Genomic DNA, 23,506 nt, shown 5'->3' with positions numbered 1-23,506 from the left:
TGTCCGCATTTTTACCTACGCGGAAGCAGGCATAGCTCATTGTTCTGTGCGCGCCTAACAAACGGTTCAAGTCGTTCGCTTCGCTCACTGCGGGACCGGCTAAAGCCGGCCCCTTAACCAAACGTTAGGCGGCAACAGCAATTAAAGGATGTGCGGGCATGGAAGTCTTTCACAGTTACGCAGGCAAACACCGTGCAGCCCGGAACAGAAACGTGCTCAATAATCGGTTCGCCGCCCTACCCCAGCTCATTTGCTGCTCGCTGCGCCTCAAGGCTGCGGTGCACCTATCGCGCGTCCTGGTAGCTCGCTCAGTCGGGGTTCCGTCCAGAAAGAATCAGTTGCTTGCAAGAGAATTGCGGGTTGGCCACAGTGCGGTATTCATCACCTGCGTCCGACTCGATGCCCGCTGCCTAACAACTGGTTCAAGTCACTCGCTTCGCTCGTTCGGGACCGCGTTCCGCGGCCCCTTAACCAAACGTTAGGCAAACCAATGAATAAGTGCGTTGTTCTCTATCTCTGCACCGCAGAGTTCACAGGGGAAAGTGAAATTGAGTACAGCTCAGCTCCCCAAGTCGGAGCTGTGCACAACTGCATACTGTTTGTCATGCAGCAGAATTCGGGTGCCGAAACTGAGCTGGCACACCAACTGCTGTCAAAACACGGGTGGGGAAACGCTGAAATTCAAAGCAGCAAGCCATTCGTGCCCGAGAGCGTAAACTCTGAAAAAATGCAGGCTTTCCAACGTCACTATGAAGAGTGCCTGGAGTACGGCGACTCACTAGTGTGGTATGCCTAACAATGCGCTCAAAGCGCTCACTCCGTTCGCTGGGACCGGCGAAGCCGGCCCCTTAGCTTAATCGTTAGGCACACCAAATGAACATCTTGGAAATGACGCCAGAACATATTAGCGAATACATTGATAACGGAGGCATTACCAGTTTCGTATCGTCAAAAAAAGGCGTCTATCCAATTTCATACTTAGAATATGCAAAAGAAGACATATCTACAGAAATATCTAGGCGAACCATCGTAAACGCCATATCAAATGCAAAGCGAGCATTCCACTTTCAAGTGGATATAATTTGTGATTCTTTTGGTTGGGATAAATATAAAAAAAACAGAAATTCTGGCTTCCCAGCAAAGCTAGAGTATTTATCTAAGTGCGGAATCATAAGCCCAAACATCCTATTAAAATTAAATCGTGTCAGAAACACTGTAGAGCACGAATATAGTGTGCCATCAGAAGAAGAGCTTAGGGACTACATCGATATAGTAGAGCTATTTCTAATGGCAACAAAAATATTAACAGACCGCTACCCTGCATCTATCGACTTCGATCTCATGCAAGATGAGGACTACGACACCACACTTGAACTTCCAGAGTCAATCATCGCAAAAATAACCATGCATGAAGGTGGTATAGAGCTAAGTGGAAATAATGAAACGCGCACAATCTCTATCGATGATAGCGATTACTACCCATGGCTAGCTGCAATAGTGAGCAATTATCTGCGCTGAGGTGATGCCTAACAACTGGTTCAAACCGTTCGCTTCGCTCACTGGGACCGGCTAAAGCCGGCCCCTTAACCAAACGTTAGGGCTAGGTCGATGCCAGTGCTCGGTATAAATGTTACATACCTGTTGATAGCTGTTCTGATCAGTATCTACGGTAGTTTTTATGTGGCGTTTTCTCCGAGTGAAGTTACTGTCGCGTGGGCGAAGAATTCATCCATTATATTTTTTGTGTACTTTATCGCGTCTAGTACGATTTTCTTTATCAAGAACAAACAAAAATTGAGCAAGATTTTTAAAAATAGATTGGGATTCTATTTTTTCATAATCGTAGGTTTGCCAAGTGTTTTTGCTTTGCTTGCCTACGTTCATTTTGGTGCGCTTTCAAAGGGGGTTCCTGCGCTTTATACAGAGCTATTTTCTGAGGAAATATTCACAGAAACTGAAATTACGAGCAAGCGGGCATGGGGGAAGCGAGGCCGCCATGAAGCCGTTTCGATTTCAGGTTTTTCTGACCGCTTTCCAGTTTCAAGGCAGTACTATGATTCAGTATCGGTAGGCGAAAGTGTTAAATTGAAAATAATAAAATCTGAGCTAGGCACTAAAATTGAGTTTGTTAAGCCCTAACAAACGGTTCAAGTCGTTCGCTTCGCTCACTCGGGACCGGCTAAAGCCGGCCCCTTAACCAAACGTTATGCCTCAACCAAAGGAATGAGTCGTGAATAAAATTTTACTAGTCATCGGAATGCTGTTTTCACTGTGTGCTACAGGTTCGGAACAATACGACGGAATCCCAGATAAATTCATGGGGCTGGTCGAAAAAGGTGACCACATCAGTGCAGTAGATTTAATTTTCGGAGGAGCTAAAGGTCCCGAAAAGATCGACGCAGAAACAAAATTCGTCAAAGAGCAATTACTCGGAGTTCTTGGAAATTTTGGAAAGTATTATTTCCACGAGAAAATATCAGAAGAGAAAGTAGGCTCTCGATATGCACGACTAACATACATTATTGGCTACAAAGAGAAGCCTCTGTTTATATCTTTCGTTCTATATAAAAATGAAAAAACTTGGCGCGTCAGATCATACACCACCAACTCTAACTATAAAGCCCTAGTTAAGAGCAACAACGAAACCCTGTGACAAGCATAACAATTGGTTCAAATCGCTCGCTCCGCTCGCTGGGACCGGCGAAGCCGGCCCCTTAACCAAACGTTATACGCCATGAACTGGATCGAAGAGTCTCGAAAAATATTCAAAATCTCGAAGCCTGAGCACTTCACCGATTTCGCTCATTGCGAGGAGTGTCTTGATCACGACCTGAGTCTTGTGAGCTCGGATGTTGACTCTATTGGCTTTGATGAGCTTGGCAACCCAGGCTGGGACCCTATCTGTTATGTAGAAGCAGAAGGTTTTATTTATTATTTCCCAGCCTTTGTAAGGCTTTGCCTGAACAGCAATTCCGATCAGTCATACATCAGTCAATTTTTATTTCACTTAAGCTCTGATGGAAATAACAATAAATACACACTATCGTTTTCTGTCGAGCAGCGGAATTTCACACTGAAATTTATTAAGTATTTGGCAGAAACAAAAATTGATACCATCACGCTATATGGCGATGAAGAAATGCTTTCTACCACTATAGAAATCTGGGCCAGCGTATAACAATTGGTTCAAAGCCGTTCGCTTCGCTCACTCGGGACCGGCTAAAGCCGGCCCCTTAACCAAACGTTAGCTACCAGCCATGACACCTACAGTACTCAACCATATCGCCGTAGAGATTGCGCCATATAGGGCAAAAATGTATCGCGCCATGCTTGTGTGCGGCGTTCTACTAGGCGCTGTGTTTTTCTTTTCTTACATATTTAAAGCGAATAACGACTATATTTCTATAACAGCATGGGGTTCGGCTATCATACTCGGCTGGTTCAGCCTATTAACATCAGTTATTCAGTGGCATCACAAGCAACCAGAAAAGCCAGAGCTAGGTTTTCTAAAAAGACTAAAATACACTTGGCTAAAAATAATTACATGGTTTCACTGCGTCATAATATCAATTTCATCATTGCTGCTTTCCTATGTTACTTTTGCATCTCTCTTCAACATCCTTTTCGGTTATGGCAGCTAACAACTGGTTCAAACCGTTCGCTTCGCTCACTGGGACGGGCTAAAGCCCGCCCCTTAACCAAACGTTATACGCACTAAGGGCATGCACTCAATGTACACCAGATCATTTCTAATATTCCTAATTGCCCTTACGATAAGCGGCTGTATTCCGACTCACTCACATCACGCAGCCGCACCTCAAAGCGCACCTGAACCTCAAGACTGCATTGACACAAACAAAGAATACAGTCCTGCATACATCAAAATGGAGCCTTATGAAGGCTACATCGATGAGGTTAAAGAGAAACTAAGAAGGGTCGGAAACCTTAATGCAGGCCATTCAAATAGAATCAAATCCAGTAAAATATCAATAATCCAAGTACGCATAGACAGGCACGGATTATTAAAAGAAGCGAAAGTCGCCTCACCATCCTGCGACCCAAAAGCCAATGAGCAATTTATAAAAATAATAAGAATGGCAGCTCCTTTCTCACCCTTTCCGAATTACTCAACAATCGATGAGTCTTCATTTGAGGTCAAAATGATATTCGATCCATCAAAATAAATAACTGAGAATTTTGTTGGCCACGTATAACAATGCGCTCAAAGCGCTCACTCCGTTCGCTGGGACCGGCGAAGCCGGCCCCTTAGCTTAATCGTTAGAGGTCACAGCAATTGAGTGCCAACACCTCAGCAATCGATGCCCACAAAAAGACAATTACAGCAGGTAGCTTCGTACGCATTATTGAAATACCGACTTGGCTCACGCATGACCTGCCAGAGCAGGAAGTGCAACGCCTGCGACAATGCGAAGGGAGCATCATGAAAATCCTAGAGGTAGACAAATATGGCTACATTTGGTTTGGTACAAACAACGAAGGTCGCTGGTTTTGCCTCAAACCAGATGAAGTTGAAGCCGTAGGCAACTGAGTTGTCCTCTAACAATGCGCTCAAAGCGCTCACTTCGTTCGCTGGGACCGCGTTCCGCGGCCCCTTAGCTTAATCGTTATACGCTCAAGGAAGTTCTATGACTGAGCAAGAGCTTGAAGAAAAGTCGGAATTCAACATTCGATTACTAAAAAATTCGGCCAAGTGGATGTCGATCTTTGCAGCCATCTGCATTGGAGCCATTTATCTATTTTGGTTATTCTGGAGCCTTAAGCACGACGCCGCATTCATACAGATACTCTACGAACATCTTGCTGCAGTGATTGGCATACCGGGTGCAATTATCACAGCCTTTGTATTAGTTAGTGCTCTAGAACAAGTTTCCGGCCCAATTGAGTTTGAGGGACTGGGATTTAAATTCAAAGGTGCATCCGGCCCCATAGTGCTCTGGGTGCTTGTATTTTTAGCCATAATATCTGGCATAAAAATTCTTTGGTGAGCGCATAACAATGCGCTCAAAGCGCTCACTTCGTTCGCTGGGACCGGCGAAGCCGGCCCCTTAGCTTAATCGTTAGCTGTCCAAATCATGACCAACGCGCCCGCACTACTTCGACGAATACATGAGGAATTTGGCTCAATTCCATTTCCAACTCATCGCGGTCTGTATGCGGCGATGGCGATGGATGATTGGATTTCTGACGAAACAAAATTGAGGAAGATTACACTTGAGAAGGATTACATAGGTGAGTGGTGGGATGTTCCGCTGGAGCATCTGAAAGATTGCCTGCATTACTCGCTTTGCTACCTAGATTCGAGCGGCGTCGAGTTCTATCTGCCTGCGTACATGGTCGCTCTGCTTAGGTTTCCAGAGCAATTTGATCACCCAAAGTGTTCTAGTGCTTGGAGCGTGATATCCCACTTCAGGCTGAATGAAGACGATGATGAGCTTAGGGAGTACTCGCGAGGTCAGTTCTCTAGAATTGACGGTGGGAAGAAACGCGTGTGTCGTGAGTTTCTGCAACACGTTGCAGCATGCCCGCTCTACAATATCCACGCATCAGAACTTGCAAAGGAAGCCCTAGAGAATGAGTTTTGGGCGGTGGACAGCTAACAAATGGTTCAAGTCGCTCGCTTCGCTCACTCGGGACCGGCTAAAGCCGGCCCCTTAACCAAACGTTAGAGATAGTCATGAATAAGCGTGCTCTCATCCTAGGGATACTCGTAGCATTTCTGGCCAGCGTCATTTCACAAGCTCTGCTACGTGGTCAAAAAGCAATCGCTTCCGATGTTGCTTCATATACTCCATATTTCCTATCTCCACTTTTCAGTATGTTGATACAAGCTACATCGATGCTGGCATGGGCCATCCCTGGGTTTTACGTCGGCTACTTATGCAAAAATAAACCAGCACAACATGGCGCAATGTTAGGAGCAACATATGGAGCACTACTTGGAGTGGCTGTATTCGCAATGCAAGCATCAGAACTAAGCAACACCGACTCCATGCTAATACTCGCAACATCTGCCTTAGCACAAATAGCAAAATACTCAGTACTCTTTGCGCTAGCCGCTCCAGCCGGCTATCTTCTTGCCGCGCATCGTGCAAATCTCTAACAACTGGTTCAAGTCGTTCGCTTCGCTCACTGCGGGACCGGCTAAAGCCGGCCCCTTAACCAAACGTTAGGCGCAAGGGCGAAATGGGTTGTTCAGCACCGAGTCAGGAAACACAATCGCCGCATCCGCGCGGTGTTCCTGAATCGAATAGTCGCCTGGCAGTAGAGGCCGTTATTTGTGGCCCGCAAAGGAGTTGCTTTCAGGAAATGCGCACATCACAAATAACTTCCGGGGCCAAAGCCGACACGCCGTGCATACCGCCGGTTAAGCTCGGCGTTGTCAGCATGTCTTGCGTCCGACTCGAAGCCCGCTGCCTAACAACTGGTTCAAATCGCTCGCTCCGCTCGCTGGGACCGGCGAAGCCGGCCCCTTAACCAAACGTTAGGCAGCTCTGCATGAAATTACGCGCCATCTATCTGACCGTTCTGCTTCTGGGCTCTCTGCTTGGCTGTGACCAAAGCGATAACCTGATTGAGCAGGAACGTGAGGTTTATAGTGCGCTAATAAATTACTGGCCTAAGGACACATTACAAAATGTAGTCCTCAACAGCGAGTCAGCTCCATTTGACGAAGAGCAAATGGCCCGATATATCTCCAGTTTCAAATACCAGTCCACTAACTTAACTTCTGTAAAGAGATCTTTAACTACTATAAATTCGTCCTCAAGTACTCTCCCTTTACCTGCGCACGAAGATTTACAAATTTTTGCAGAAAATGAGCGCACTGAGATATTTGGCAATCCAAAACGGTCATTGAAAAGTCGCTGGGAAACCTTTAATAAGTTGCACCCTGAGTCTCTTAGTATTATTAGTTTATCCAGAGTAGGCTTCAATAAATCTGCAAGCAAAGCACTTGTCTACTATTCCTCTTCCTGTGGCCCGCTATGTGGCAGAGGTTATATGGTTTATCTTGAAAGAGGCTTTTGGGGCTGGCGGGTAATATGGCTGGAGAATTTATGGGTATCCTAATCAGTACTGTTCATCTATATCGCCGCCTAACAACTGGTTCAAGTCGTTCGCTTCGCTCACTGCGGGACCGGCTAAAGCCGGCCCCTTAACCAAACGTTAGGCGGCAAAAGCAATAAAGGAATGTGCGGGCATGGAAGTCTTGAAAAGTTACATCCCAAAACTATGTGCAACGCCGAAGCCAAACGTGCTCAATAATCGGCTCGGCGCTCCGCTCCAACCTCTTCGCTGCTCGCCGCGCCTCAAGGCTGCGGGTTATCGATGCAAGCGCCTGGAAGCCCGCTCAGTCGAGGCTCCATCCATAAGGAATCAGCTGCTTGCAAGGCCGCTACAGGTTGGCCACAGTGCGGTATTCATCGCCTGCGTTCGGCTCGAAGTCCTCTGCCTAACAAATGGTTCAAGTCGTTCGCTTCGCTCACTGCGGGACCGGCTAAAGCCGGCCCCTTAACCAAACGTTAGATGCCTCAAATGACTAACTCTCTAACCGTCTTGGAAATTGTTGGCCCATGGTCTGGTGAGGCTACAACCAGCCTGATGCAGCGCTGCAAGGCTGCTTGGAATGTACCGCTGACAGAACTATCCGATCACATGGTCGCAACTTTCTTGGAACAACGCATAGCCATCCCAGAGGTTCTTGCCGAAGCGGAGCGCCGTCTTGTTTCAGAAGAGCGAGATGAAACAGAGCTTTTTGAAGGCCAGCTTAATGAGGCAGTTCATCGTGCAAGAGGCATCTAACAATACGCTCAAAGCGCTCACTTCGTTCGCTGGGACCGCGTTCCGCGGCCCCTTAGCTTAATCGTTAGGCACCAATAGCATGAAGCACACAACGTACTTTAGATTTGCGATTGCTCTGCCAATTTTGCTTCCTGCTCCGCTGAGCTTGTTGGCACCAAAACCTTTCGGAATGTTATTCTGGGCAGCACTACTAGCAGGAGTGCCATATTTAATATTCTGCGTAGCTATTGGATATTGGCAGAGGAATATGTCTTTTCGAAACACAATAAAATTATCCTTGCTTCTCCCCATCATTTTTTGCCCATTCTCTATAACTGGGGGTCTAATCGCCATTTGGCTTTTAGGTGGAGGTGCACCAACTGATGCAATTCCAACATCCATAGGCCTCGGCGGCTTCACTCTGCTTGTAGGATATTTCTATGTTGCTGTTGCATTAATTTTTTATCCTCCTGCAAATTTCATATCCGAATTATGGAGCCGTGCCAGTGCCTAACAAACGGTTCAAGCCGTTCGCTTCGCTCACTCGGGACCGGCTAAAGCCGGCCCCTTAACCAAACGTTAGGCAGCATATGGAAGACAGTGCAGACCTCAAAGTTAAATGCTCGGAAGCAATTCAGCTTTTACAGTTGGGGCACATTGAGCTGCTGGCTAACCAATATGGCTACGCCTTAGCCTTTGGAAGGCCAGCGCACCAAGCGATCCACGCGGATCTCAGTGCATGCTTACATGAGCTTGGGGCGCATGGGTTTACACCTCTGCCCCCACTGCCTGAAATTGAAGTATCTTTCCTCACCGAAAATTCTTCAGGCATAGAGGCTGTCATTGAATGCCTTGTAGAAACAGACTCTGGCGCAAAACTCCTAGTAGAGTTTATATCAACCGAGAAAGGTATAAGTCTTGAGCACATCAGTACTGCTGCCTAACAAATGGTTCAAGCCGTTCGCTTCGCTCACTCGGGACCGGCTAAAGCCGGCTCCTTAACCAAACGTTAGGCGTCCCTATGTACGGCCCAGATACTGAGCGTGTCTTTCGAAGCTTCGAAGCAAAACTAGACATGACGATTAGCGAGATTCGGGATGTGCTACATGGAGCCGAGCTGGTCGCGGCTGATGCAAGCAACCGGAAAAGACTTGATGCTGGTCACGCATCGCATCGTTTAAGTTGGGGTGTATTCATCGGCACAAACAAAGTTAGACGCGGAGAACCCACACACTGGGAACTTCGTTTGTCTTACGAAGAGCCATGGGGCCCGAGCGATCCTCAGGTACTCCGCGCAAACTTGGTCAACAGAATTTCCGGAGAAAACAGGAGCATCAAAGTTCCGGTGCCCCGAGAGGAAACAATTGTGAGTGAGTCTTTTGCCAAGTTCATTATCAGCACGATGCAGAGTGTGGTTCCCAAGTGAGCCAGACGCCTAACAACTGGTTCAAGCCGCTCGCTTCGCTCACTCGGGACCGGCTAAAGCCGGCCCCTTAACCAAACGTTAGGTTCCATGGAGAGTTACGTGCCGGTCATCGAGTGGAAACAGCCTTGGCGAGCTATTCAATTTGCGGCCGAAATTCCTGGTGTCCAAAATCAGTTTGAGCAGGAAATCACCAAGGCTCACCCTTTATTCGGTAAAGGAGGAAGAGTCATAGGTCGCCGGATTGACTGCGACGATGTAGTCGTAATTTTAAGTAACGGGTCATATGTAAACGTGCATCTGGTATGGGGCTCTGGCCCCGGAGCATTCCCTGATAAATGGCCAGCTTGGTTTTCTTACGGTTCCATTGAGTCTTTCATAGAAGCAATGAAAGGCGATGCCTTGGAATACGGTGAGGAAACCTAACAACTGGTTCAAGCCACTCGCTTCGCTCGCTCGGGACCGCGTTCCGCGGCCCCTTAACCAAACGTTAGCCAGCAGAGGAATACATGCGTTTACTCTATCCAAGCGACCCTCTTGACTCCAAGCTCCCAGATGAGAGTTACAAGGAAGAATTCGATGCTGCGTTAGCTGCTGGCATCAGCACATCATTATTTTCCTTTGAAGATTTTGAGTCTGGCATTTTAAAAATTCGTCCAGAAGCCCAACAGGGCGAAATAGTCTTATATCGCGGCTGGATGCTCACACCAGAACTATACGAACGTTTATCTTCTGCGCTGCACAGTAAAGGGGTCTTAGCATTCACAAGCCCTGTGCAATACAAGCTTTGCCATCACCTACCTGAATGGTATCCACACCTAACTGACTTAACTAGCGAAACCATAGTCCTAAAAAGTGACGCAAACTTTGAAGAAGAGCTGGCTCACCTAAAGTGGCCAGGGTATTTTATAAAAGACTATGTTAAGTCACTGAACACTGCTGGCGGCTCTTTGGTTGACACACCGAATCAAATCGGAGCAGTTGTTCAGCTAATGCAAAAATATCGTGGCCAAATCGAAGGCGGCGTTTGCGTCAGAAAACGTGAAAACTACATAGAAGGCACGGAGCGACGGTACTTTGTTCTGAACGGCAAACCCTACGCGGCAGCAGGTAATGTTCCGGAAATTGTTAATGTCTGCGCTCGAATAGTCAGGAGCCCATTCTTCTCGGTTGACGTTGTGTTGAGGTCAGACAATGTAATCCGAGTAGTTGAACTCGGTGACGGTCAAGTTTCAGACAGAAAGGAATGGGAGGCTGAGAGGTTCGCACAAATGCTGCGTGCTGCCGGCTAACAAATGGTTCAAGCCGTTCGCTTCGCTCGCTCGGGACCGGCTAAAGCCGGCCCCTTAACCAAACGTTAGATGCTATGGCCCACCATCCGTCAACGCCCGCTTGCCCCACTGAATACCATGTAATACATTGCATTCAACAGTATGGAGAGCACCCCAATGAGCGTCACAACCGTCCGGCTACAACCTGAGCTAGAAGAAAACCTTGGAGCCATGGCCGAAAAGCTTCATAGGAGCAAAAGCTGGCTTATTAATCAGGCACTTAGAGAATTTTTTGAGCGCCAGACATTAGAGCAGAACCGCTGGCAGGAAACGCTACAAGCTATGGAGTCCGTAGCACAGGGCAAGGTCGTGTCCGACGAGGCCGTAAACACTTGGCTCCAAAGCTGGGGCAGCTCCAATGAACTGCCACCACCGAAGGCGGGCCAATGAAGCTGGTCTACTCAGAAGAGTCCGTGGCAGATTTGGTTCGTCTCCGGGAATTCATTGCTGAGAAAGATCCCCTTGCCGCCGCACGTGTAGCAACAGAACTCATTGCGCGCATCGAAAATCTTCGCCTATTTCCAACAATGGGCCGCGCAGTCGAATTAGCCCCAGACCCAAAAGCTATTCGCGACGCAATTTTCGGGAAATACGTAATTCGGTATGCAACTCATACCGAAACTGTCGTGATTCTTCGTATATGGCACCACTATGAAGACCGCATGCAAAGCACCTAACAACTGGTTCAAGCAGTTCGCTTCGCTCACTCGGGACCGGCTAAAGCCGGCCCCTTAACCAAACGTTAGGCTACAACCCCAAGGAATCGTGCAAATGGAAAGAAGCTTTTTCTTAACAATGTGCCTGTTAATTTTGCACCAAATTGATGCCGCGTTTTGGCGAGAGTGGGAGATGTTCTATCTGCCGGGTGGCGTTCAAGGGTATCTGCTTTTTAATAGCCTGATAATTCCAGTCGTACTATTGGGTTATAAACACGTAATCCAATCAAGCAGTAAAGCTATTATTTTCGCTACCGTCTGCGCGACTCTTGGCGTGCTCACATTTTTAATTCACTCGGGGTTTGCCTTGGCAGGTCTTGAGCAGTTTCATTTACCCTTATCCAGGGCCATCATTGCACTTTGCCTGCTAAGCTCACTTTGGCAATTTATCGAGGTGAGGAAATTTTATTTGCGTCATGCTGTAGCCTAACGACTGACTAAAGTCATTCACTGAGACGGGTTAGAGGCGCGCCACATCAACACTTTCATTTAATATTATCAACAACCACACGCTGAGCAGCAGAACATGAACCGTCGTAAAAAAATCAAACAGCTCTTGGCAGCTAACGCCAAAAAAGCCAGCGCCAAATTGGCGCCAAAGAAAAAACCCACGTACATCAGCAAAGCTGATCGCTTAAAATTAGCCACTGAATCCAACCAAGGCTCCACTGACACTCCGGAGATCTGATATATACCCTCAGGATCACCGCAGCGCTAAAAAGTGGCTATTCCGCATTCCGTGCCGTGCACATTCAAAGCGACCGAGATAAATACGCTCATTCACCGAGCAGCACTTCGCTACCATTCAGTCTCATCAAGAAAATCTCGTGGCATGGCATCAAGTTTATGATGCCGCTAAAGCCCTAAAGTAGTAGGTGCTATACGTAACACCTGATATCCACCGGTCAGCTGTTCCCCTTAATACGAGTCTGATGCCACGCCCCTATGCGCCTCTTCCTCGCCCTCCTGCTAGCTCTCGCCACGGGCACTGCCCAGGCAGATGATCCACCCTGCTTGTTCAACCCGGACTCCGACAGCCACCAGAGTTGTTACCACGTGACTGCCGATGGGCAATGTGTGCATTTCGGGGCAGTCTGCACCCCGGACGGGCAAGGGTTCTACAACCCGCAAACCGGTGCCAACCATATCTGCCATCACGTTATGGCTGACGGCAAGTGCGCGCATTTCGGCGTCCCAACCGGCACATCGGGGCAGTGCATGTTCAATGCGCAGGCCAATGCCTACCAGACCTGTCACCACGTCACGGCCAGCGGGCAGTGCGTGCATTTCGGTACTGTCTGCAACTGACTCCCCCTCAACCAGCACGGACCGGCAGGCGACTGATCGGCTACCATGCATGCTCACTCCGCCGTGCCGCATTGCCATGCCCTACTCCGTCTCACCCGTTGGTTTCGTGCGCTCCTGTTTCAAGGAAAAGTTCGCCATTCCCCGCCAGCCGCAATTGGCTCCGGCAGCTCGGGGCGTGCTGGAGTTGGTGGCGCCGTTTGATCGGGCCGAGGCTATTGCTGGGCTGGAGCAGGTCAGCCATGTCTGGCTGCTGTTTCTCTTCCACCAAACCCTGGAAGACAAGCCGCGGCTCAAGGTTCGTCCGCCCCGGCTGGGCGGCAATGCGTCTATCGGGGTGTTTGCCAGCCGTGCGACGCACCGTCCCAACGGCATTGGGCAGTCGGTGGTGCGACTGGACAAGGTCGAACCGGGGCGCTTGTGGCTATCCGGCATCGACTTGCTCGATGGCACGCCGGTGCTGGATATCAAGCCTTATGTGCCTTACGCCGATTGCCTGACCCAGGCGCAGAATGCGCTGGCCGAGGCGGCGCCAGAGGCGATCGCGGTGGAGTGGGCAGGCGCTGCCCTGCAACAGGCGCAGCAGCACGCACTGCGCCTGGGCGAGCCCTTGGTCGAGCTGATTGAACAGTGTCTGGCGCAGGACCCACGTCCGGCTTATCAGGTGCCGGAGCCAGAGCGCCGCTACGGCGTGCAGTTCTGGGATGTGCAGGTGCGCTGGCATTACCCGCAAGCGGGGCTGATTCGGGTGCTGGAAGTGGTGACGGCCTGATGAGTGCCTGTCCCGGATTGCATCCGGGCTACGTTGGGCCTCTGCTGCGAGCTGTCCCTGCCCTCTCCCCCGGCCCCTCGGCTTTGGCTTCCTGCGTCGCCCTACCTCCTGCCTCCATGCAGTCGTCTCCCGTAAACGGGTAAGGGGGGGGCTGAAACGACAAACCCGCCTCTCGGCGGGTTTGTCTGTGCAGCGACTGGCGCTTACTTCTCGACGAAGGCGCGTTCGATCAGGTAGTCGCCCGGCTCGCGCATGCGTGCGGAGATTTTCAGGCCGAAGCTGTCGAGCACTTCGCTGGTCTCGTCGAGCATGCTCGGGCTGCCGCAGATCATGGCGCGGTCGTCCTGCGGGTTGATCGGCGGCAGGCCGATGTCGGCGAACAGTTTGCCGCTGCGCATCAGGTCGGTCAGGCGACCCTGGTTCTCGAACGGCTCGCGGGTCACGGTCGGGTAGTAGATCAGCTTGTCTTTCAGGGCATCACCGAAGAACTCGTTCTTCGGCAGGTGCTGGGTGATGAATTCCTTGTAGGCCACTTCGTTCACGTAACGCACGCCGTGGACCAGGATGACCTTTTCGAAACGCTCGTAGGTTTCCGGGTCCTGGATCACGCTCATGAACGGCGCCAGACCGGTGCCGGTGCTGAGCAGGTAGAGGTGTTTGCCGGGGTTGAGGTCGTCGAGTACCAGCGTGCCGGTGGGCTTCTTGCTGATGATGATCTCGTCGCCTTCCTTGAGGTGCTGCAACTGCGAGGTCAGCGGGCCGTCCGGCACCTTGATGCTGAAGAACTCCAGGTGCTCTTCCCAGTTCGGGCTGGCGATGGAGTAGGCACGCATCAGCGGGCGGCCAGTGGGCTGCTGCAGGCCGATCATGACGAACTGACCGTTTTCGAAGCGCAGGCCCGGATCACGGGTACATTTGAAGCTGAACAGGGTGTCGTTCCAGTGGTGCACACTGACTACGCGCTCGACGTTCAGGTTGCTCATGTGTTTCTCCAAGACTGGCGCTATCAGATCGGCTGGATGCTGCCAGGACTGGCAGTGGTTGCGCGCAATTCTAGTGGGGGCCACAATATCTGTGAAATGGATTATTAAGATATAAGTTATAGGTTATATAGATATGCGATTTACGTTGCGTCAGCTGCAAGTGTTCGTCGCCGTCGCCAAACACGAGAGCGTCTCCCGCGCCGGGCAATCCCTGGCCCTGTCGCAATCGGCGGCGAGTACCTCGCTGAGCGAACTGGAGCGGCAATCCGACTGCCAGTTGTTCGACCGGGCAGGCAAGCGACTGATCCTCAACGCCCTTGGTCAGCAGTTGTTGCCGCAGGCAGTGGCCCTGCTCGACCAGGCTCGCGAGATCGAGCAATTGCTCAACGGCAAGAGCGGTTTCGGCTCCCTTGAAGTGGGCGCCACGCTGACCGTGGGCAACTACCTGGCCACCCTGCTGATCGGCAGCTTCATGCAGCGCCATCCGGAATGCCGGGTGAAGCTGCAAGTGCACAACACGGCCCATGTCGTGCAACAGGTCGCACACTATGAGCTGGATCTGGGGTTGATCGAGGGTGACTGCCAGCACCCGGATATCGAGGTGCAACCCTGGGTGGAAGACGAGCTGGTGGTGTTCTGCGCCCCGCAACATCCCTTCGCCCGCAGTGGCCAGGCCAGCCTGGAAGAACTGACGCGCGAGGCTTGGGTGTTGCGCGAACAGGGTTCGGGCACACGCCTGACCTTCGACCAGGCCATGCGTCACCACCCCACGCCGCTGAATATTCGCCTGGAGCTGGAGCATACCGAGGCGATCAAGCGCGCCGTGGAATCAGGCCTGGGCATCAGCTGCATCTCGCGCCTGGCCCTGCGCGATGCCTTCCGCCGTGGCAGCCTGGTGGCCGTGGAAACCCCGCAGCTGGATCTGACCCGGCAGTTCTACTTCATCTGGCACAAGCAGAAGTACCAGACCGCCGCCATGCGCGAATTTCTCGAGCTGTGTCGCGAGCTCACAGCCGGAATCAGCCGCAGCGATGAGATCATCTTGCCGTCGATTGCCTAAGAGCCTGTCCACGATCTTCTGTCCGTCGGCCATACCGCGTTAAAAACAGGCTCGGAAGCGGCTTGCCGCTAACGCGCTTTAGCGCGACCCGAAGGGCGAGTGCAACGAGTCATGCTCATTTACAGCTCGTAAACTCCGCTTCCTCGCCTGTTTTGACCAGCCGGAGGCTGTTACTGGCGTAGCGCCTTGTCTGGCTCTAGTCCAAAAAATCGTGAACAGGCTCTAAGGCATGGGAGCTGGATGAGCAGGAAATCGAGCACAGCACCCGCCCTACACGGACAGGCGCCAGCGTGGCGAGGGTCGATCAAAGGGGGCGGTGTTCAGGCTTCAGGCAGAGGTCTGCAAGGGACGAAAGCTGAAGTAGTGACGCAGCGCATCGACCATTTCCACATAGTCGGAAGGCGGCGCCACCAGGGCAAAGCCGGAGTCGTAGCTGCCTGGCGTAATGTCCTCGCGGCTCCACTGGCAGGTGGCATGGAAGTCGATGTTATGGATCTGGGCATCGCGGCCCGGAATCTTCAGGCGCATGTCGAAACGCGCGTTGACCAACATAGGCAGCTGGCTGATCAGCATCAGGCCGTCCAAGGAGACGTTACCGATATAGCCCATGGGCTTGTCGGTAATACGGTTGAACACCTTGAGGTAGTACGGCAACTGATGGCGTTCAATGCTGCGCGGAATATGCATGATGGCCAATCGCTATGGATGAGTTTTTGAGTATGGCCGCAGCCTAGGACTCTCGCCAGGCTCAGCTGCAGCGTTCGGCGATCTGAGTCGACAGGCGGCTGCGTGCGGCTTCCATTTCCTTGTCGCTGTAATAGACGCGATTGCCAGCGGCGTCATTACTATAGAAACGCCCGCTCTGCTCGATTTGCGCCTTGTTATGGCGCAGCTGACGGCACTCCTCGGCGCGCTGGGCCTGGGCGGCTGCGGCTTGCTGGTCGTCCCTGGCCTGCTCCGCGCGACGCGCCTCGTAGAACTGTTCGGTACGTTGCTCGCGCTGGCGGGTGGCGTCATCGCGCTCGACCACCTGCGGCTTCACTTCCACCGTTTGCGCATTGCTCGCCCCTGGGCGCTCGCCAAAATGCACCCGGCCCTGGGCATCGGTCCAACGGTAAATTTCCGCTGATGCCAGTGCGGGCAACAGCAAGGCACAGCACAACAGTCGACGCATCGTTCACTCCCTCGAAAACCAGAGCTTAACCCTGGTCGAAACTCCCTATTAACCGGCCGACCAATGGCCTCAGAACCTGTTTACGATCTCCTGACTCGCGGCCATACCGCGTTAAAAACGGCCTCGGTAAGCGGCTTGCCGCTAACGCGCTTTAGCGCGATCCGAAGGGCGAGTGAACGAGTCATGCTCATTTACAGCTCGTAAACTCCGCTTCCTCGGCGTTTTGACCCGCCTGAGGCTGTTACTGGCGTAGCGCCTTGTCTGGCTCTAATTCAGAAGATCCTAAACAGGTTCTCAGAGCGCCGCGGGCGATGCCTTGGCTGGCTCTGAGCTGCCATGATGCCCGAGTTGTTGAAGTGTCTCCAGACGCGCCCGAGCCCGATAGGCATATTCGCTGGTCGGGTACTGGTTGATGATGAACTGATAGGTCTGCGCCGCATCGACGAACAGGTTCTGCCGCTCCAGGCACTGGCCACGCAGCAGGGAGATTTCCGGCTGCACATAACGCCGCGCCCGGCTGGTGCGCTCGGCGCGTGAGAGGTCGAGCAGGGCCTCCTCGCAGTTGCCTTGGTCGTAATTGCGATAGGCATCGTTGAGGTGATTGTCGAGTGCCATCCGGCTGCACCCGGCCAGACTGGCCAGGGCGAAAAGCATGATCAGGGTACGCATGGTGTTGTCCTCCATTGCGCAGTGTATCGACTGCTGTGGCGGTTTCTGCAGAGGCCGATGCCTGGCAGCAAGTTTTCCACCGCTTTCAAGGTAGTGCATCGGAACAATGACTACAGTGTTTTGCCGTAGTAGCCTCGCGCCACGCCTTGTAAATGGAGTCCCTGCATGACCTTGCGTCGCACCAAAATCGTCGCCACCCTCGGCCCGGCCAGCAACTCGCCGGAAATGCTCGAGCAGTTGATCCTTGCCGGCATCGACGTGGCCCGCCTGAATTTTTCCCACGGTTCGCCCGAAGATCACAAGGCCCGCGCGCAGCTGGTACGCGACCTGGCTGCCAAACATGGCCGCCATGTGGCGCTGCTGGGCGACCTGCAAGGCCCGAAGATCCGTATCGCCAAGTTCGAAGGCAAGCGCATCGAACTCAAGGAAGGCGACCTGTTCCGCCTGTCCTCCAGCCACTCGCGCACCGCGGGTAACCAGGAGGTGGTCGGCATCGACTACCCGGCGCTAATCCAGGACTGCAACGTCGGCGATGAACTGCTGCTGGATGACGGCCGCGTGGTCATGCAGGTCGAACTCAAGGGCGCCGAGGAGCTGCATTGCCGCGTCACCATCGGCGGCCCGCTGTCCGACAACAAAGGCATCAACCGCCGTGGTGGTGGCCTGACTGCACCAGCCTTGACCGAAAAGGACATGGCCGACATCAAGCTGGCCGCCGAGATGGACCTGGACTACCTGGCCGTGTCCTTCCCCCGTGATGCCGCCGACATGCAGCTGGCCCGCCGCCTGCGCGACGAAGCCGGCAGCACAGCCTGGCTGGTGGCGAAGATCGAACGCGCCGAAGCGGTGGCCGATGACGAAACCCTCGACGGCCTGATCCGCGCCAGTGACGCGGTGATGGTGGCGCGCGGCGACCTCGGCGTAGAAGTCGGCGATGCCGAGCTGGTCGGCATCCAGAAGAAGATCATTGCCCACGCCCGCCGTCTGAACAAAGCGGTGATCACCGCCACGCAGATGATGGAGTCGATGATCCACAGCCCGATGCCGACCCGCGCGGAAGTGTCCGACGTGGCCAACGCCGCACTGGACTACACCGATGCGGTGATGCTCTCGGCCGAAAGCGCCGCCGGCGAATACCCGCTGGAAGCGGTGCAGGCCATGGCGCGCGTGTGCCTGGGCGCGGAGAAGCATCCGACCAGCCAGAAATCCACCCACCGCATTGGCCGCACCTTTGAGCGTTGCGACGAGAGCGTGGCCCTGGCGACCATGTACACCGCCAACCACTTCCCCGGCGTGAAAGCGATCATCAGCCTGACCGAAAGCGGCTACAGCCCGCTGATCATGTCGCGCATCCGCTCGTCGATCCCGATCTACGCCTTCACCCCGCACCGCGAGGCCCAGGCCCGCGTGGCGCTGTTTCGTGGCGTCTACACCGTGCCATTCGACCCAGCGTCCCTGCCGGCCAACAAGGTCAGCCAGGCGGCGGTGGACGAGCTGCTCAAGCTCGGCGTGGTCGAGCCGGGTGACTGGGTGATCCTGACCAAGGGCGACAGCTACCACGGCACCGGCGGCACCAACACCATGAAGATCCTGCACGTCGGCGATCCGATGGTGTGATGCCGCGTTGAATGCAAAAGGCCGCTCAGTGAGCGGCCTTTTCATTGGCGCTCTTGGCCTACTTCTGGTTGTAGCTCTGGATCAGGTTGGCGTAAGCCGGCAGATGGCCGCCGAGGATGCCGCCGAAGCCCTCAATGTCGTTGCGCCAATCGCGGTGCAGCTCACAGCCGACACTGAACCAGTTGAGCAATTGCGCACCGGCATGGGCCATGCGGGTCAGCGCTGCATCCCGCACCGAGGTGTTGAAGGTGCCGGAAGCATCGGTCACCACGAAGACATCGTAACCCTCCGCCAGTGCCGACAGGGTCGGAAAGGCGACGCAAACGTCGGTCACCACACCGGCAATGATCAGTTGCTTGCGGCCGGTGGCCTTGATCGCATTGACGAAGTCCTCATTGTCCCAGGCGTTGATCTGACCAGGCCGGGCGATATAGGGCGCATCAGGGAACAGAGCCTTGAGCTCCGGCACAATCGGCCCGTTCGGCCCCTGCTCGAAGCTGGTGGTGAGGATGGTCGGCAGTTTGAAAAATTTGGCGATATCGGCCAGCGCCAATACGTTGTTCTTGAACTCGTCCGGGCTGTAGTCACGCACCAGCGACAACAGACCGGCCTGATGGTCGACCAGGAGCACGACGGCATCGTCCTTGTTCAAGCGCTTGTAGGTAAAGGACATGGGGTAAACCTCCCTCAGGGTTGTGGCGGATAGCTATCGAGGCTCTCGACCACCTCGATAGACTCCCAGCCTAGTCGCTGGCGGATCGCCTGACGCCCCAGCAATTGGATAAAAGGCTTTTCGGAAAAACCGAACAATCCCGCTACTTACGAGCGCTATTCTTGCCCTATCTGAAGCCTGGGAGCCGCCCCATGAAACTAGACCTGCAGGAAATCGAAACCTTTCTGCGCGTGGTGGAACTGGGCGGAGTGAGCCGTGCTGCCGAGGCGCTGGCACTGTCCAAATCGGTAGTGAGCAAGCGCCTCAGCGATCTGGAGCAGCACCTGGGAGCCAAGTTGCTGCACCGCTCCACGCGCAAGGTGGCCCCCACGGAGAACGGCCAGCGCTTCTACCAACAAGCCAAGGGCGCCCTGCGCGACCTGCACGAGGCGGCCGAAGCGGCAACCTTCAACGACAGCGGCCTGCGCGGGCGCCTGCAGATGCTGGCGCCAATGAGCTTTGGCACACTCTGGCTGGCCCCGCTGATCGCCGAGTTCATGTGTCTGCACCGGGAACTGGAAGTCACCCTGCACCTCGATGACCGCATCAGTGACTTCGAACGCGAGGGCTACGACCTGTGCGTGCGCATCTCGCGCATCGGCGACAGCGCGCTGATCGCCCGCAAGCTCGCCACAAGCGCGCGAATGCTCTGTTGCAGCCCGGAGTATGCCGCCCAGCACGGAGTGCCAACACAGATAGAGGAGCTCCTGGCACACGACTGCATCGGCTACAGCAACGTAACCTCCGGGCAGTTCTGGTCATTCGAGAGCTGCGACGCTGCGGGTGATCTGCTGAGCATTGCGCCGCGCGGGCGATTCGCCAGCAACAACGGCGAAGTGATGTGCGCAATGGCGCTTGCGGGCCAGGGTCTTGCGCTACTGCCGAGTTTCATCGTGCACCGCCACCTGCGCGATGGCTCACTGATCGAGGTACTGCCGCAGGCTCGTGCGCAAGCCTATGCCATCTACGCCATGTACCCACGCTCCAGCCGAGCCTCGCGCAAGGTACTGGCGCTGTGCGACTTCCTCCAGCAGCGTCTGGCCAACCCGCCCTGGGAAAACGCCTGAGGTCTCAGGCGAACTTGGAGAAATCCGGCTTGCGCCGCTGCATAAAGGCTGACAGCGATTCGATGGCCTCCGGCGAGCGCAGGCGCTGGCCGAACAACGCACCCTCCTCCTCGATCACCTGACGCAGCTCGGTGCGCCCCGGCGCGCGCATCAGGCGCTTGCTGTCAGCCACTGCCGAGGGGGCCAATGCGAGGAAGCGCTGGGCCATCTCGCGGGCCTTGGCGAGCACCTCGGCGCCACCCTCCAGCGCCGCATTGGCGATGCCCCACTGCGCCGCCTGCTCGCCCGTAAAGCTCTCGCCGAGCAGCAACAGCTCCGCAGCCTTGGCCTGGCCCAGCAGGCGCGGCAGGATCAGGCTGGAGCCGAATTCCGGGCACAGGCCGAGGTTGACGAAGGGCATCTTCAATTTGGCCGTGCGGCTGACATAAACCAGGTCGCAATGCAGCAACAGGGTGGTGCCGATGCCCACGGCCGGGCCATTGACCGCGGCGATCACCGGCTTGGCGAAGTCGAACAGTGCACGCATGAACTGGAACACCGGGCTGTCCATGCTGGTCGGCGGTGCCTGGAGGAAGTCCGCCACATCATTGCCGCTGGTGAAGCATTCGCTGCCGCCGGTGATCAGCACCGCGCGCACGCTGCGGTCTGCATTGGCAGCGTCCAGTTGCTCGGCCAACTGGCTGTACATGGCACGGGTCAGGGCATTCATCTTGTCCGGACGGTTCAGGTGCAGGGTCAGCAGACCGCCTTCGCGCTCGACCAGTACATGCTCGCTCATCACAACTCCTTGCAGATTCGGGGCGCCCCGAACGCAAGCAGCTTATGCGCGGGGCAGAAAGACGTCGGCCAGCACCTGGTTGCGCGGCACGCCGGCCAGGTACAGGCGGCGCGCGAAGCTTTCCACGCTGGCGGGAGAGCCGCAGAGTAAGGCGCGGGTTTGTCGGGAAACAAGCTTCAGTTCCGCCAAAACCGCCGCCAGCTCGGTCGCCGTCAGCAACTCGACCTGCAGCTGCGGGTGCGCGGCGGCCAATGCCCGCAAGGCTTCGGCCAGGTAATGCTCGCTGCTGTCGTGGGCCACATGCAGTACGCGGATCGGCCCCTCGTGCTGCTGGCGCAAGGCTTCGCGCAAGATGCCCCAGAGCGGCGCCAGGCCGGTGCCGGCCGCCAGCAACCAGAGCGGACGACTGTGCCAGTCCGGGTCATAGTGCAGGGCGCCGCCACGCAGCTCGCCCAGGCGCAGCACATCACCGGGCTGGAACTGCCGTGCGGCATCGCTGAACGCGCCCGGCTGGCGGCAATCCAGGTGGAACTCCAGCCAGGCATCCTCACCCGGCAGGCTGGCCAGCGAGTATGGCCGCGCCAGCGCAGCACCGGCCCAGAGCACCAGGTGCTGGCCGGCGCTGTAGCGCAGCGCCTTGCCCGGCTGCAAACGCAGGCGCAGCACGCTCGGACTCAACCAGTCGCTGGCCACTACAGTGGCCGGCAGGCCGTCGCGGGCCGGGTCGAACAGTTCCAGGGTCAGCTCATCGACGACCCGGCACTGGCAGGCCAGGCGCCAGCCCTCGGCCAGGCGCTCGGGGCTGAGGGCCTCCGGCGCGGCGTTCTCCACCTCGCCGCGTACGCAGCGCACCAGGCAGGCATGGCAGCTACCGGCACGGCAGCTATAGGGCACGCGCAAGCCGGCAGCGTTGAGTGCGTCGAGCAGGTTGCTAGCGCTGGAAACCGACCAGGACTGGCCGGCCACATGAAGTTCAGGCACCCGCGCCCTCCCAGGCCGCATCGCAGCGATTACGGCCGCCACGCTTGGCCCGGTACAAGGCCTGGTCGGCCCGTTGCAGGGCCACATCGAGGTCATCACCTTCGCTGAGCAGGGTCATCCCGGCGGACAGGCTCAGGCTGGCCACCTGCACGCCCAACGGCTCGGCCGCGGCAAAGGCTTCGCGCAGGCGCTCGCAGCAGGTAGTCAGGCGATCGGCGTCGGCATTCGGCAGGAGCAGGACGAACTCTTCGCCACCGTAACGCGCCAACACGTCACCATCGCGTACGCAGGCCCGCGCCACCGCGGCAAACGTCTGCAGCACGCGGTCGCCGGCGGCATGGCCGTGCACATCGTTGATCCGTTTGAAATAGTCGAGATCGATCAGGGCCAGGCCGTGCTGGCGCCCAGGGCCGAGGTTCTCCAGCTCACGCAGGGCCAGACGCAGGAAGTGGCGGCGGTTGAACAGGCCGGTCAGCTCGTCGGTGGCCACCAGGTCCTCGAGCTGACGCATCATGCCGCGCAGGGTGTCCTGGTGCGCCTGCAGGGCGAAGCTGCGTTGGCGCATGCGCTGGCGCAAAGCTTGGATGTAACTGGCAAACAGGCTCTGCCAGGCGAGCGCGAGGAACAAGGCGCAGCACTGCAGCAGCGCCAGCCCCGGATCGGCCAGACGCATCTCATAGCCCTCCCACAGATTGAGGCTGGCAAAGGCGAAGAAGGCGAAGAAGGCACAGCGCACGAAGACTCGCGGCTGCAGCTGGAAAATGCCGAACAGCAGGATGATCAGGTAGAACATCAGCAGGCTGCCACGGGCGCTGTCGAAGCTGGCCAACACAAACGTATGCAGGGCCAGGGCGACCAGGATCTGCGCTTCCGTCAGGCTGGGATCGCGAAAGCGCAGGTTGTAACCCGTGCGAAACAGCAGCAGGAAGCTCAGCTGGGAAACAATCACCAGCCCGCTGCAGAACAGTGCCCAGGCTATCTGGCCACTGAACAGGTCGCTGAATACAGCCAGCCACAGCAACGCCAGAGCAAGCCCGTGGGTGGCTGCCGCCATGCCGAAACGCTTCAGCAACAGGCTTTGCAAGGTTCGTCTGGTTACCCGATGAGTCATTGTGCTC

Annotated in this window: 30 protein-coding genes; 22 read left to right on the top strand and 8 right to left on the bottom strand. The window is 55.0% G+C overall.

Annotated elements, in window-relative coordinates; all coding sequences use genetic code 11:
* Positions 1-873: 873 nt before the first annotated feature.
* From HNE05_RS06030 to tsaA, 19 genes are all read left to right on the top strand, one after another.
* Positions 874-1,518 carry a hypothetical protein gene (locus HNE05_RS06030; RefSeq protein ID WP_173204329.1) on the top strand — a complete coding sequence of 215 codons (645 nt, stop codon included), beginning with the start codon at positions 874-876 and terminating at the stop codon, positions 1,516-1,518.
* A 90-nt stretch (positions 1,519-1,608) separates the two neighbouring features.
* The gene (locus HNE05_RS06025) at positions 1,609-2,139 is read left to right on the top strand and encodes a hypothetical protein (RefSeq protein WP_173204327.1); all 531 of its coding nucleotides are present in this window, start codon (positions 1,609-1,611) and stop codon (positions 2,137-2,139) included.
* Between the two features lie 91 nt (positions 2,140-2,230).
* On the top strand, positions 2,231-2,653 hold the full coding sequence (locus tag HNE05_RS06020; RefSeq protein ID WP_173204325.1) for a hypothetical protein: 423 nt from the start codon (positions 2,231-2,233) through the stop codon (positions 2,651-2,653).
* Between the two features lie 81 nt (positions 2,654-2,734).
* Positions 2,735-3,178, top strand: a complete 444-nt coding sequence (locus HNE05_RS06015) for a DUF6714 family protein (RefSeq protein WP_173204323.1) — start codon at positions 2,735-2,737, stop codon at positions 3,176-3,178.
* Between the two features lie 553 nt (positions 3,179-3,731).
* Entirely contained in the window at positions 3,732-4,184 is a 453-nt protein-coding gene (locus HNE05_RS06010; protein ID WP_173204321.1) for a TonB C-terminal domain-containing protein, read from the top strand.
* A 110-nt stretch (positions 4,185-4,294) separates the two neighbouring features.
* Entirely contained in the window at positions 4,295-4,549 is a 255-nt protein-coding gene (locus HNE05_RS06005) for a hypothetical protein (protein ID WP_173204319.1), read from the top strand.
* Between the two features lie 97 nt (positions 4,550-4,646).
* Complete coding sequence (locus tag HNE05_RS06000) at positions 4,647-5,006, top strand: hypothetical protein (protein ID WP_173204317.1); 360 nt, start codon at positions 4,647-4,649, stop codon at positions 5,004-5,006.
* An 87-nt stretch (positions 5,007-5,093) separates the two neighbouring features.
* Positions 5,094-5,618, top strand: a complete 525-nt coding sequence (locus HNE05_RS05995) for a DUF6714 family protein (RefSeq protein WP_338053199.1) — start codon at positions 5,094-5,096, stop codon at positions 5,616-5,618.
* A gap of 77 nt (positions 5,619-5,695) precedes the next feature.
* A complete protein-coding gene (locus HNE05_RS05990; protein WP_173204313.1) occupies positions 5,696-6,121 on the top strand; it encodes a hypothetical protein in 426 nt (141 codons plus the stop codon).
* 395 nt (positions 6,122-6,516) lie between these two features.
* Positions 6,517-7,089: a hypothetical protein gene (locus HNE05_RS05985; RefSeq protein WP_173204311.1), complete on the top strand. Its 573-nt coding sequence runs from the start codon at positions 6,517-6,519 to the stop codon at positions 7,087-7,089.
* Between the two features lie 465 nt (positions 7,090-7,554).
* The gene (locus HNE05_RS05980) at positions 7,555-7,821 is read left to right on the top strand and encodes a hypothetical protein (protein WP_173204309.1); all 267 of its coding nucleotides are present in this window, start codon (positions 7,555-7,557) and stop codon (positions 7,819-7,821) included.
* A gap of 569 nt (positions 7,822-8,390) precedes the next feature.
* A complete protein-coding gene (locus HNE05_RS05975) occupies positions 8,391-8,744 on the top strand; it encodes a hypothetical protein (RefSeq protein WP_173204307.1) in 354 nt (117 codons plus the stop codon).
* A gap of 581 nt (positions 8,745-9,325) precedes the next feature.
* Positions 9,326-9,649 carry a hypothetical protein gene (locus HNE05_RS05970; protein ID WP_173204305.1) on the top strand — a complete coding sequence of 108 codons (324 nt, stop codon included), beginning with the start codon at positions 9,326-9,328 and terminating at the stop codon, positions 9,647-9,649.
* 83 nt (positions 9,650-9,732) lie between these two features.
* Complete coding sequence (locus HNE05_RS05965) at positions 9,733-10,515, top strand: ATP-grasp domain-containing protein (protein ID WP_173204303.1); 783 nt, start codon at positions 9,733-9,735, stop codon at positions 10,513-10,515.
* A 156-nt stretch (positions 10,516-10,671) separates the two neighbouring features.
* Positions 10,672-10,944 (top strand): CopG family ribbon-helix-helix protein, encoded by a 273-nt coding sequence (locus tag HNE05_RS05960; RefSeq protein WP_173204301.1) that lies wholly within the window; start codon positions 10,672-10,674, stop codon positions 10,942-10,944.
* Entirely contained in the window at positions 10,941-11,231 is a 291-nt protein-coding gene (locus HNE05_RS05955; RefSeq protein ID WP_173204299.1) for a type II toxin-antitoxin system RelE/ParE family toxin, read from the top strand. The genes HNE05_RS05960 and HNE05_RS05955 overlap by 4 nt, the downstream gene beginning before the upstream one ends.
* A 94-nt stretch (positions 11,232-11,325) precedes the next feature.
* Positions 11,326-11,700: a DUF6713 family protein gene (locus HNE05_RS05950; RefSeq protein ID WP_173204297.1), complete on the top strand. Its 375-nt coding sequence runs from the start codon at positions 11,326-11,328 to the stop codon at positions 11,698-11,700.
* A gap of 96 nt (positions 11,701-11,796) precedes the next feature.
* Positions 11,797-11,958 (top strand): DUF2986 domain-containing protein, encoded by a 162-nt coding sequence (locus tag HNE05_RS05945; protein WP_173204294.1) that lies wholly within the window; start codon positions 11,797-11,799, stop codon positions 11,956-11,958.
* A gap of 696 nt (positions 11,959-12,654) precedes the next feature.
* Positions 12,655-13,347 (top strand): tRNA (N6-threonylcarbamoyladenosine(37)-N6)-methyltransferase TrmO, encoded by a 693-nt coding sequence (gene tsaA / locus HNE05_RS05940; RefSeq protein ID WP_173204292.1) that lies wholly within the window; start codon positions 12,655-12,657, stop codon positions 13,345-13,347.
* Positions 13,348-13,550: 203 nt separating this feature from the next.
* Here tsaA and fpr read toward each other — a convergent pair whose 3' ends face one another.
* Positions 13,551-14,330, bottom strand: coding sequence for a ferredoxin-NADP reductase (gene fpr, locus HNE05_RS05935; RefSeq protein WP_173204290.1), 780 nt, complete (start codon positions 14,328-14,330; stop codon positions 13,551-13,553).
* 133 nt (positions 14,331-14,463) lie between these two features.
* On the opposite strand from fpr, the gene HNE05_RS05930 reads away from it, so the two are divergent.
* Positions 14,464-15,390: a LysR family transcriptional regulator gene (locus tag HNE05_RS05930; RefSeq protein WP_173204288.1), complete on the top strand. Its 927-nt coding sequence runs from the start codon at positions 14,464-14,466 to the stop codon at positions 15,388-15,390.
* Between the two features lie 327 nt (positions 15,391-15,717).
* Here HNE05_RS05930 and HNE05_RS05925 read toward each other — a convergent pair whose 3' ends face one another.
* The 3 genes from HNE05_RS05925 to HNE05_RS05915 form a co-directional block, all read right to left on the bottom strand.
* Entirely contained in the window at positions 15,718-16,077 is a 360-nt protein-coding gene (locus tag HNE05_RS05925) for a PilZ domain-containing protein (protein WP_173204286.1), read from the bottom strand.
* A gap of 61 nt (positions 16,078-16,138) precedes the next feature.
* The gene (locus HNE05_RS05920; protein ID WP_173204284.1) at positions 16,139-16,564 is read right to left on the bottom strand and encodes a DUF4124 domain-containing protein; all 426 of its coding nucleotides are present in this window, start codon (positions 16,562-16,564) and stop codon (positions 16,139-16,141) included.
* 294 nt (positions 16,565-16,858) lie between these two features.
* Positions 16,859-17,233, bottom strand: a complete 375-nt coding sequence (locus HNE05_RS05915) for a tetratricopeptide repeat protein (RefSeq protein ID WP_173204282.1) — start codon at positions 17,231-17,233, stop codon at positions 16,859-16,861.
* Positions 17,234-17,398: 165 nt separating this feature from the next.
* On the opposite strand from HNE05_RS05915, the gene pyk reads away from it, so the two are divergent.
* Positions 17,399-18,850: a pyruvate kinase gene (gene pyk, locus HNE05_RS05910; protein ID WP_173204279.1), complete on the top strand. Its 1,452-nt coding sequence runs from the start codon at positions 17,399-17,401 to the stop codon at positions 18,848-18,850.
* A gap of 58 nt (positions 18,851-18,908) precedes the next feature.
* Here the strand turns inward: pyk and ycaC are convergent, their stop codons facing one another.
* Positions 18,909-19,523, bottom strand: a complete 615-nt coding sequence (ycaC, locus tag HNE05_RS05905; protein WP_173204278.1) for an isochorismate family cysteine hydrolase YcaC — start codon at positions 19,521-19,523, stop codon at positions 18,909-18,911.
* Between the two features lie 191 nt (positions 19,524-19,714).
* Between ycaC and HNE05_RS05900 the strand changes: the two genes are divergently transcribed.
* Positions 19,715-20,629 (top strand): LysR family transcriptional regulator, encoded by a 915-nt coding sequence (locus HNE05_RS05900; RefSeq protein WP_173204276.1) that lies wholly within the window; start codon positions 19,715-19,717, stop codon positions 20,627-20,629.
* 4 nt (positions 20,630-20,633) lie between these two features.
* On the opposite strand, the gene HNE05_RS05895 is transcribed toward HNE05_RS05900, so the two are convergent.
* Genes HNE05_RS05895 through HNE05_RS05885 form a run of 3 tightly spaced genes read right to left on the bottom strand, consistent with a single transcriptional unit; the run spans position 20,634 to position 23,499 of the window.
* Positions 20,634-21,407 carry an enoyl-CoA hydratase gene (locus HNE05_RS05895; RefSeq protein ID WP_173204274.1) on the bottom strand — a complete coding sequence of 258 codons (774 nt, stop codon included), beginning with the start codon at positions 21,405-21,407 and terminating at the stop codon, positions 20,634-20,636.
* 42 nt (positions 21,408-21,449) lie between these two features.
* On the bottom strand, positions 21,450-22,388 hold the full coding sequence (locus HNE05_RS05890) for an iron-sulfur-binding ferredoxin reductase (RefSeq protein WP_173204272.1): 939 nt from the start codon (positions 22,386-22,388) through the stop codon (positions 21,450-21,452).
* The gene (locus HNE05_RS05885; protein WP_240008822.1) at positions 22,381-23,499 is read right to left on the bottom strand and encodes a GGDEF domain-containing protein; all 1,119 of its coding nucleotides are present in this window, start codon (positions 23,497-23,499) and stop codon (positions 22,381-22,383) included. The genes HNE05_RS05890 and HNE05_RS05885 overlap by 8 nt, the downstream gene beginning before the upstream one ends.
* Between the last annotated feature and the right edge of the window lie 7 nt (positions 23,500-23,506).

Origin of the sequence: Pseudomonas campi (assembly GCF_013200955.2) — a bacterium.
In the GTDB taxonomy this organism is placed as follows: Bacteria; Pseudomonadota; Gammaproteobacteria; order Pseudomonadales; family Pseudomonadaceae; genus Aquipseudomonas; species Aquipseudomonas campi.
This window is presented reverse-complemented; position numbering and strand designations above follow the sequence as displayed.

What these genes read in the sequence shown, in the direction of transcription:
- HNE05_RS06030 (WP_173204329.1), top strand. Translation starts at nt 874, where the DNA reads ATGAACATCTTGGAAATGACGCCAGAACATATTAGCGAATACATTGAT.
- HNE05_RS05975 (WP_173204307.1), top strand. Translation starts at nt 8,391, where the DNA reads ATGGAAGACAGTGCAGACCTCAAAGTTAAATGCTCGGAAGCAATTCAG.
- HNE05_RS05985 (WP_173204311.1), top strand. Translation starts at nt 6,517, where the DNA reads ATGAAATTACGCGCCATCTATCTGACCGTTCTGCTTCTGGGCTCTCTG.
- HNE05_RS05895 (WP_173204274.1), bottom strand. Translation starts at nt 21,407, where the DNA reads ATGAGCGAGCATGTACTGGTCGAGCGCGAAGGCGGTCTGCTGACCCTG.
- HNE05_RS05980 (WP_173204309.1), top strand. Translation starts at nt 7,555, where the DNA reads ATGACTAACTCTCTAACCGTCTTGGAAATTGTTGGCCCATGGTCTGGT.
- HNE05_RS05955 (WP_173204299.1), top strand. Translation starts at nt 10,941, where the DNA reads ATGAAGCTGGTCTACTCAGAAGAGTCCGTGGCAGATTTGGTTCGTCTC.
- HNE05_RS05925 (WP_173204286.1), bottom strand. Translation starts at nt 16,077, where the DNA reads ATGCATATTCCGCGCAGCATTGAACGCCATCAGTTGCCGTACTACCTC.
- HNE05_RS05915 (WP_173204282.1), bottom strand. Translation starts at nt 17,233, where the DNA reads ATGCGTACCCTGATCATGCTTTTCGCCCTGGCCAGTCTGGCCGGGTGC.
- HNE05_RS05885 (WP_240008822.1), bottom strand. Translation starts at nt 23,499, where the DNA reads ATGACTCATCGGGTAACCAGACGAACCTTGCAAAGCCTGTTGCTGAAG.
- HNE05_RS05965 (WP_173204303.1), top strand. Translation starts at nt 9,733, where the DNA reads ATGCGTTTACTCTATCCAAGCGACCCTCTTGACTCCAAGCTCCCAGAT.
- HNE05_RS06010 (WP_173204321.1), top strand. Translation starts at nt 3,732, where the DNA reads ATGTACACCAGATCATTTCTAATATTCCTAATTGCCCTTACGATAAGC.
- HNE05_RS06025 (WP_173204327.1), top strand. Translation starts at nt 1,609, where the DNA reads ATGCCAGTGCTCGGTATAAATGTTACATACCTGTTGATAGCTGTTCTG.
- HNE05_RS06015 (WP_173204323.1), top strand. Translation starts at nt 2,735, where the DNA reads ATGAACTGGATCGAAGAGTCTCGAAAAATATTCAAAATCTCGAAGCCT.
- HNE05_RS05995 (WP_338053199.1), top strand. Translation starts at nt 5,094, where the DNA reads ATGACCAACGCGCCCGCACTACTTCGACGAATACATGAGGAATTTGGC.
- ycaC (WP_173204278.1), bottom strand. Translation starts at nt 19,523, where the DNA reads ATGTCCTTTACCTACAAGCGCTTGAACAAGGACGATGCCGTCGTGCTC.
- HNE05_RS05920 (WP_173204284.1), bottom strand. Translation starts at nt 16,564, where the DNA reads ATGCGTCGACTGTTGTGCTGTGCCTTGCTGTTGCCCGCACTGGCATCA.
- HNE05_RS05930 (WP_173204288.1), top strand. Translation starts at nt 14,464, where the DNA reads ATGCGATTTACGTTGCGTCAGCTGCAAGTGTTCGTCGCCGTCGCCAAA.
- HNE05_RS05990 (WP_173204313.1), top strand. Translation starts at nt 5,696, where the DNA reads ATGAATAAGCGTGCTCTCATCCTAGGGATACTCGTAGCATTTCTGGCC.
- HNE05_RS06000 (WP_173204317.1), top strand. Translation starts at nt 4,647, where the DNA reads ATGACTGAGCAAGAGCTTGAAGAAAAGTCGGAATTCAACATTCGATTA.
- HNE05_RS05960 (WP_173204301.1), top strand. Translation starts at nt 10,672, where the DNA reads ATGAGCGTCACAACCGTCCGGCTACAACCTGAGCTAGAAGAAAACCTT.
- fpr (WP_173204290.1), bottom strand. Translation starts at nt 14,330, where the DNA reads ATGAGCAACCTGAACGTCGAGCGCGTAGTCAGTGTGCACCACTGGAAC.
- HNE05_RS05950 (WP_173204297.1), top strand. Translation starts at nt 11,326, where the DNA reads ATGGAAAGAAGCTTTTTCTTAACAATGTGCCTGTTAATTTTGCACCAA.
- HNE05_RS05945 (WP_173204294.1), top strand. Translation starts at nt 11,797, where the DNA reads ATGAACCGTCGTAAAAAAATCAAACAGCTCTTGGCAGCTAACGCCAAA.
- tsaA (WP_173204292.1), top strand. Translation starts at nt 12,655, where the DNA reads ATGCCCTACTCCGTCTCACCCGTTGGTTTCGTGCGCTCCTGTTTCAAG.
- HNE05_RS05900 (WP_173204276.1), top strand. Translation starts at nt 19,715, where the DNA reads ATGAAACTAGACCTGCAGGAAATCGAAACCTTTCTGCGCGTGGTGGAA.
- pyk (WP_173204279.1), top strand. Translation starts at nt 17,399, where the DNA reads ATGACCTTGCGTCGCACCAAAATCGTCGCCACCCTCGGCCCGGCCAGC.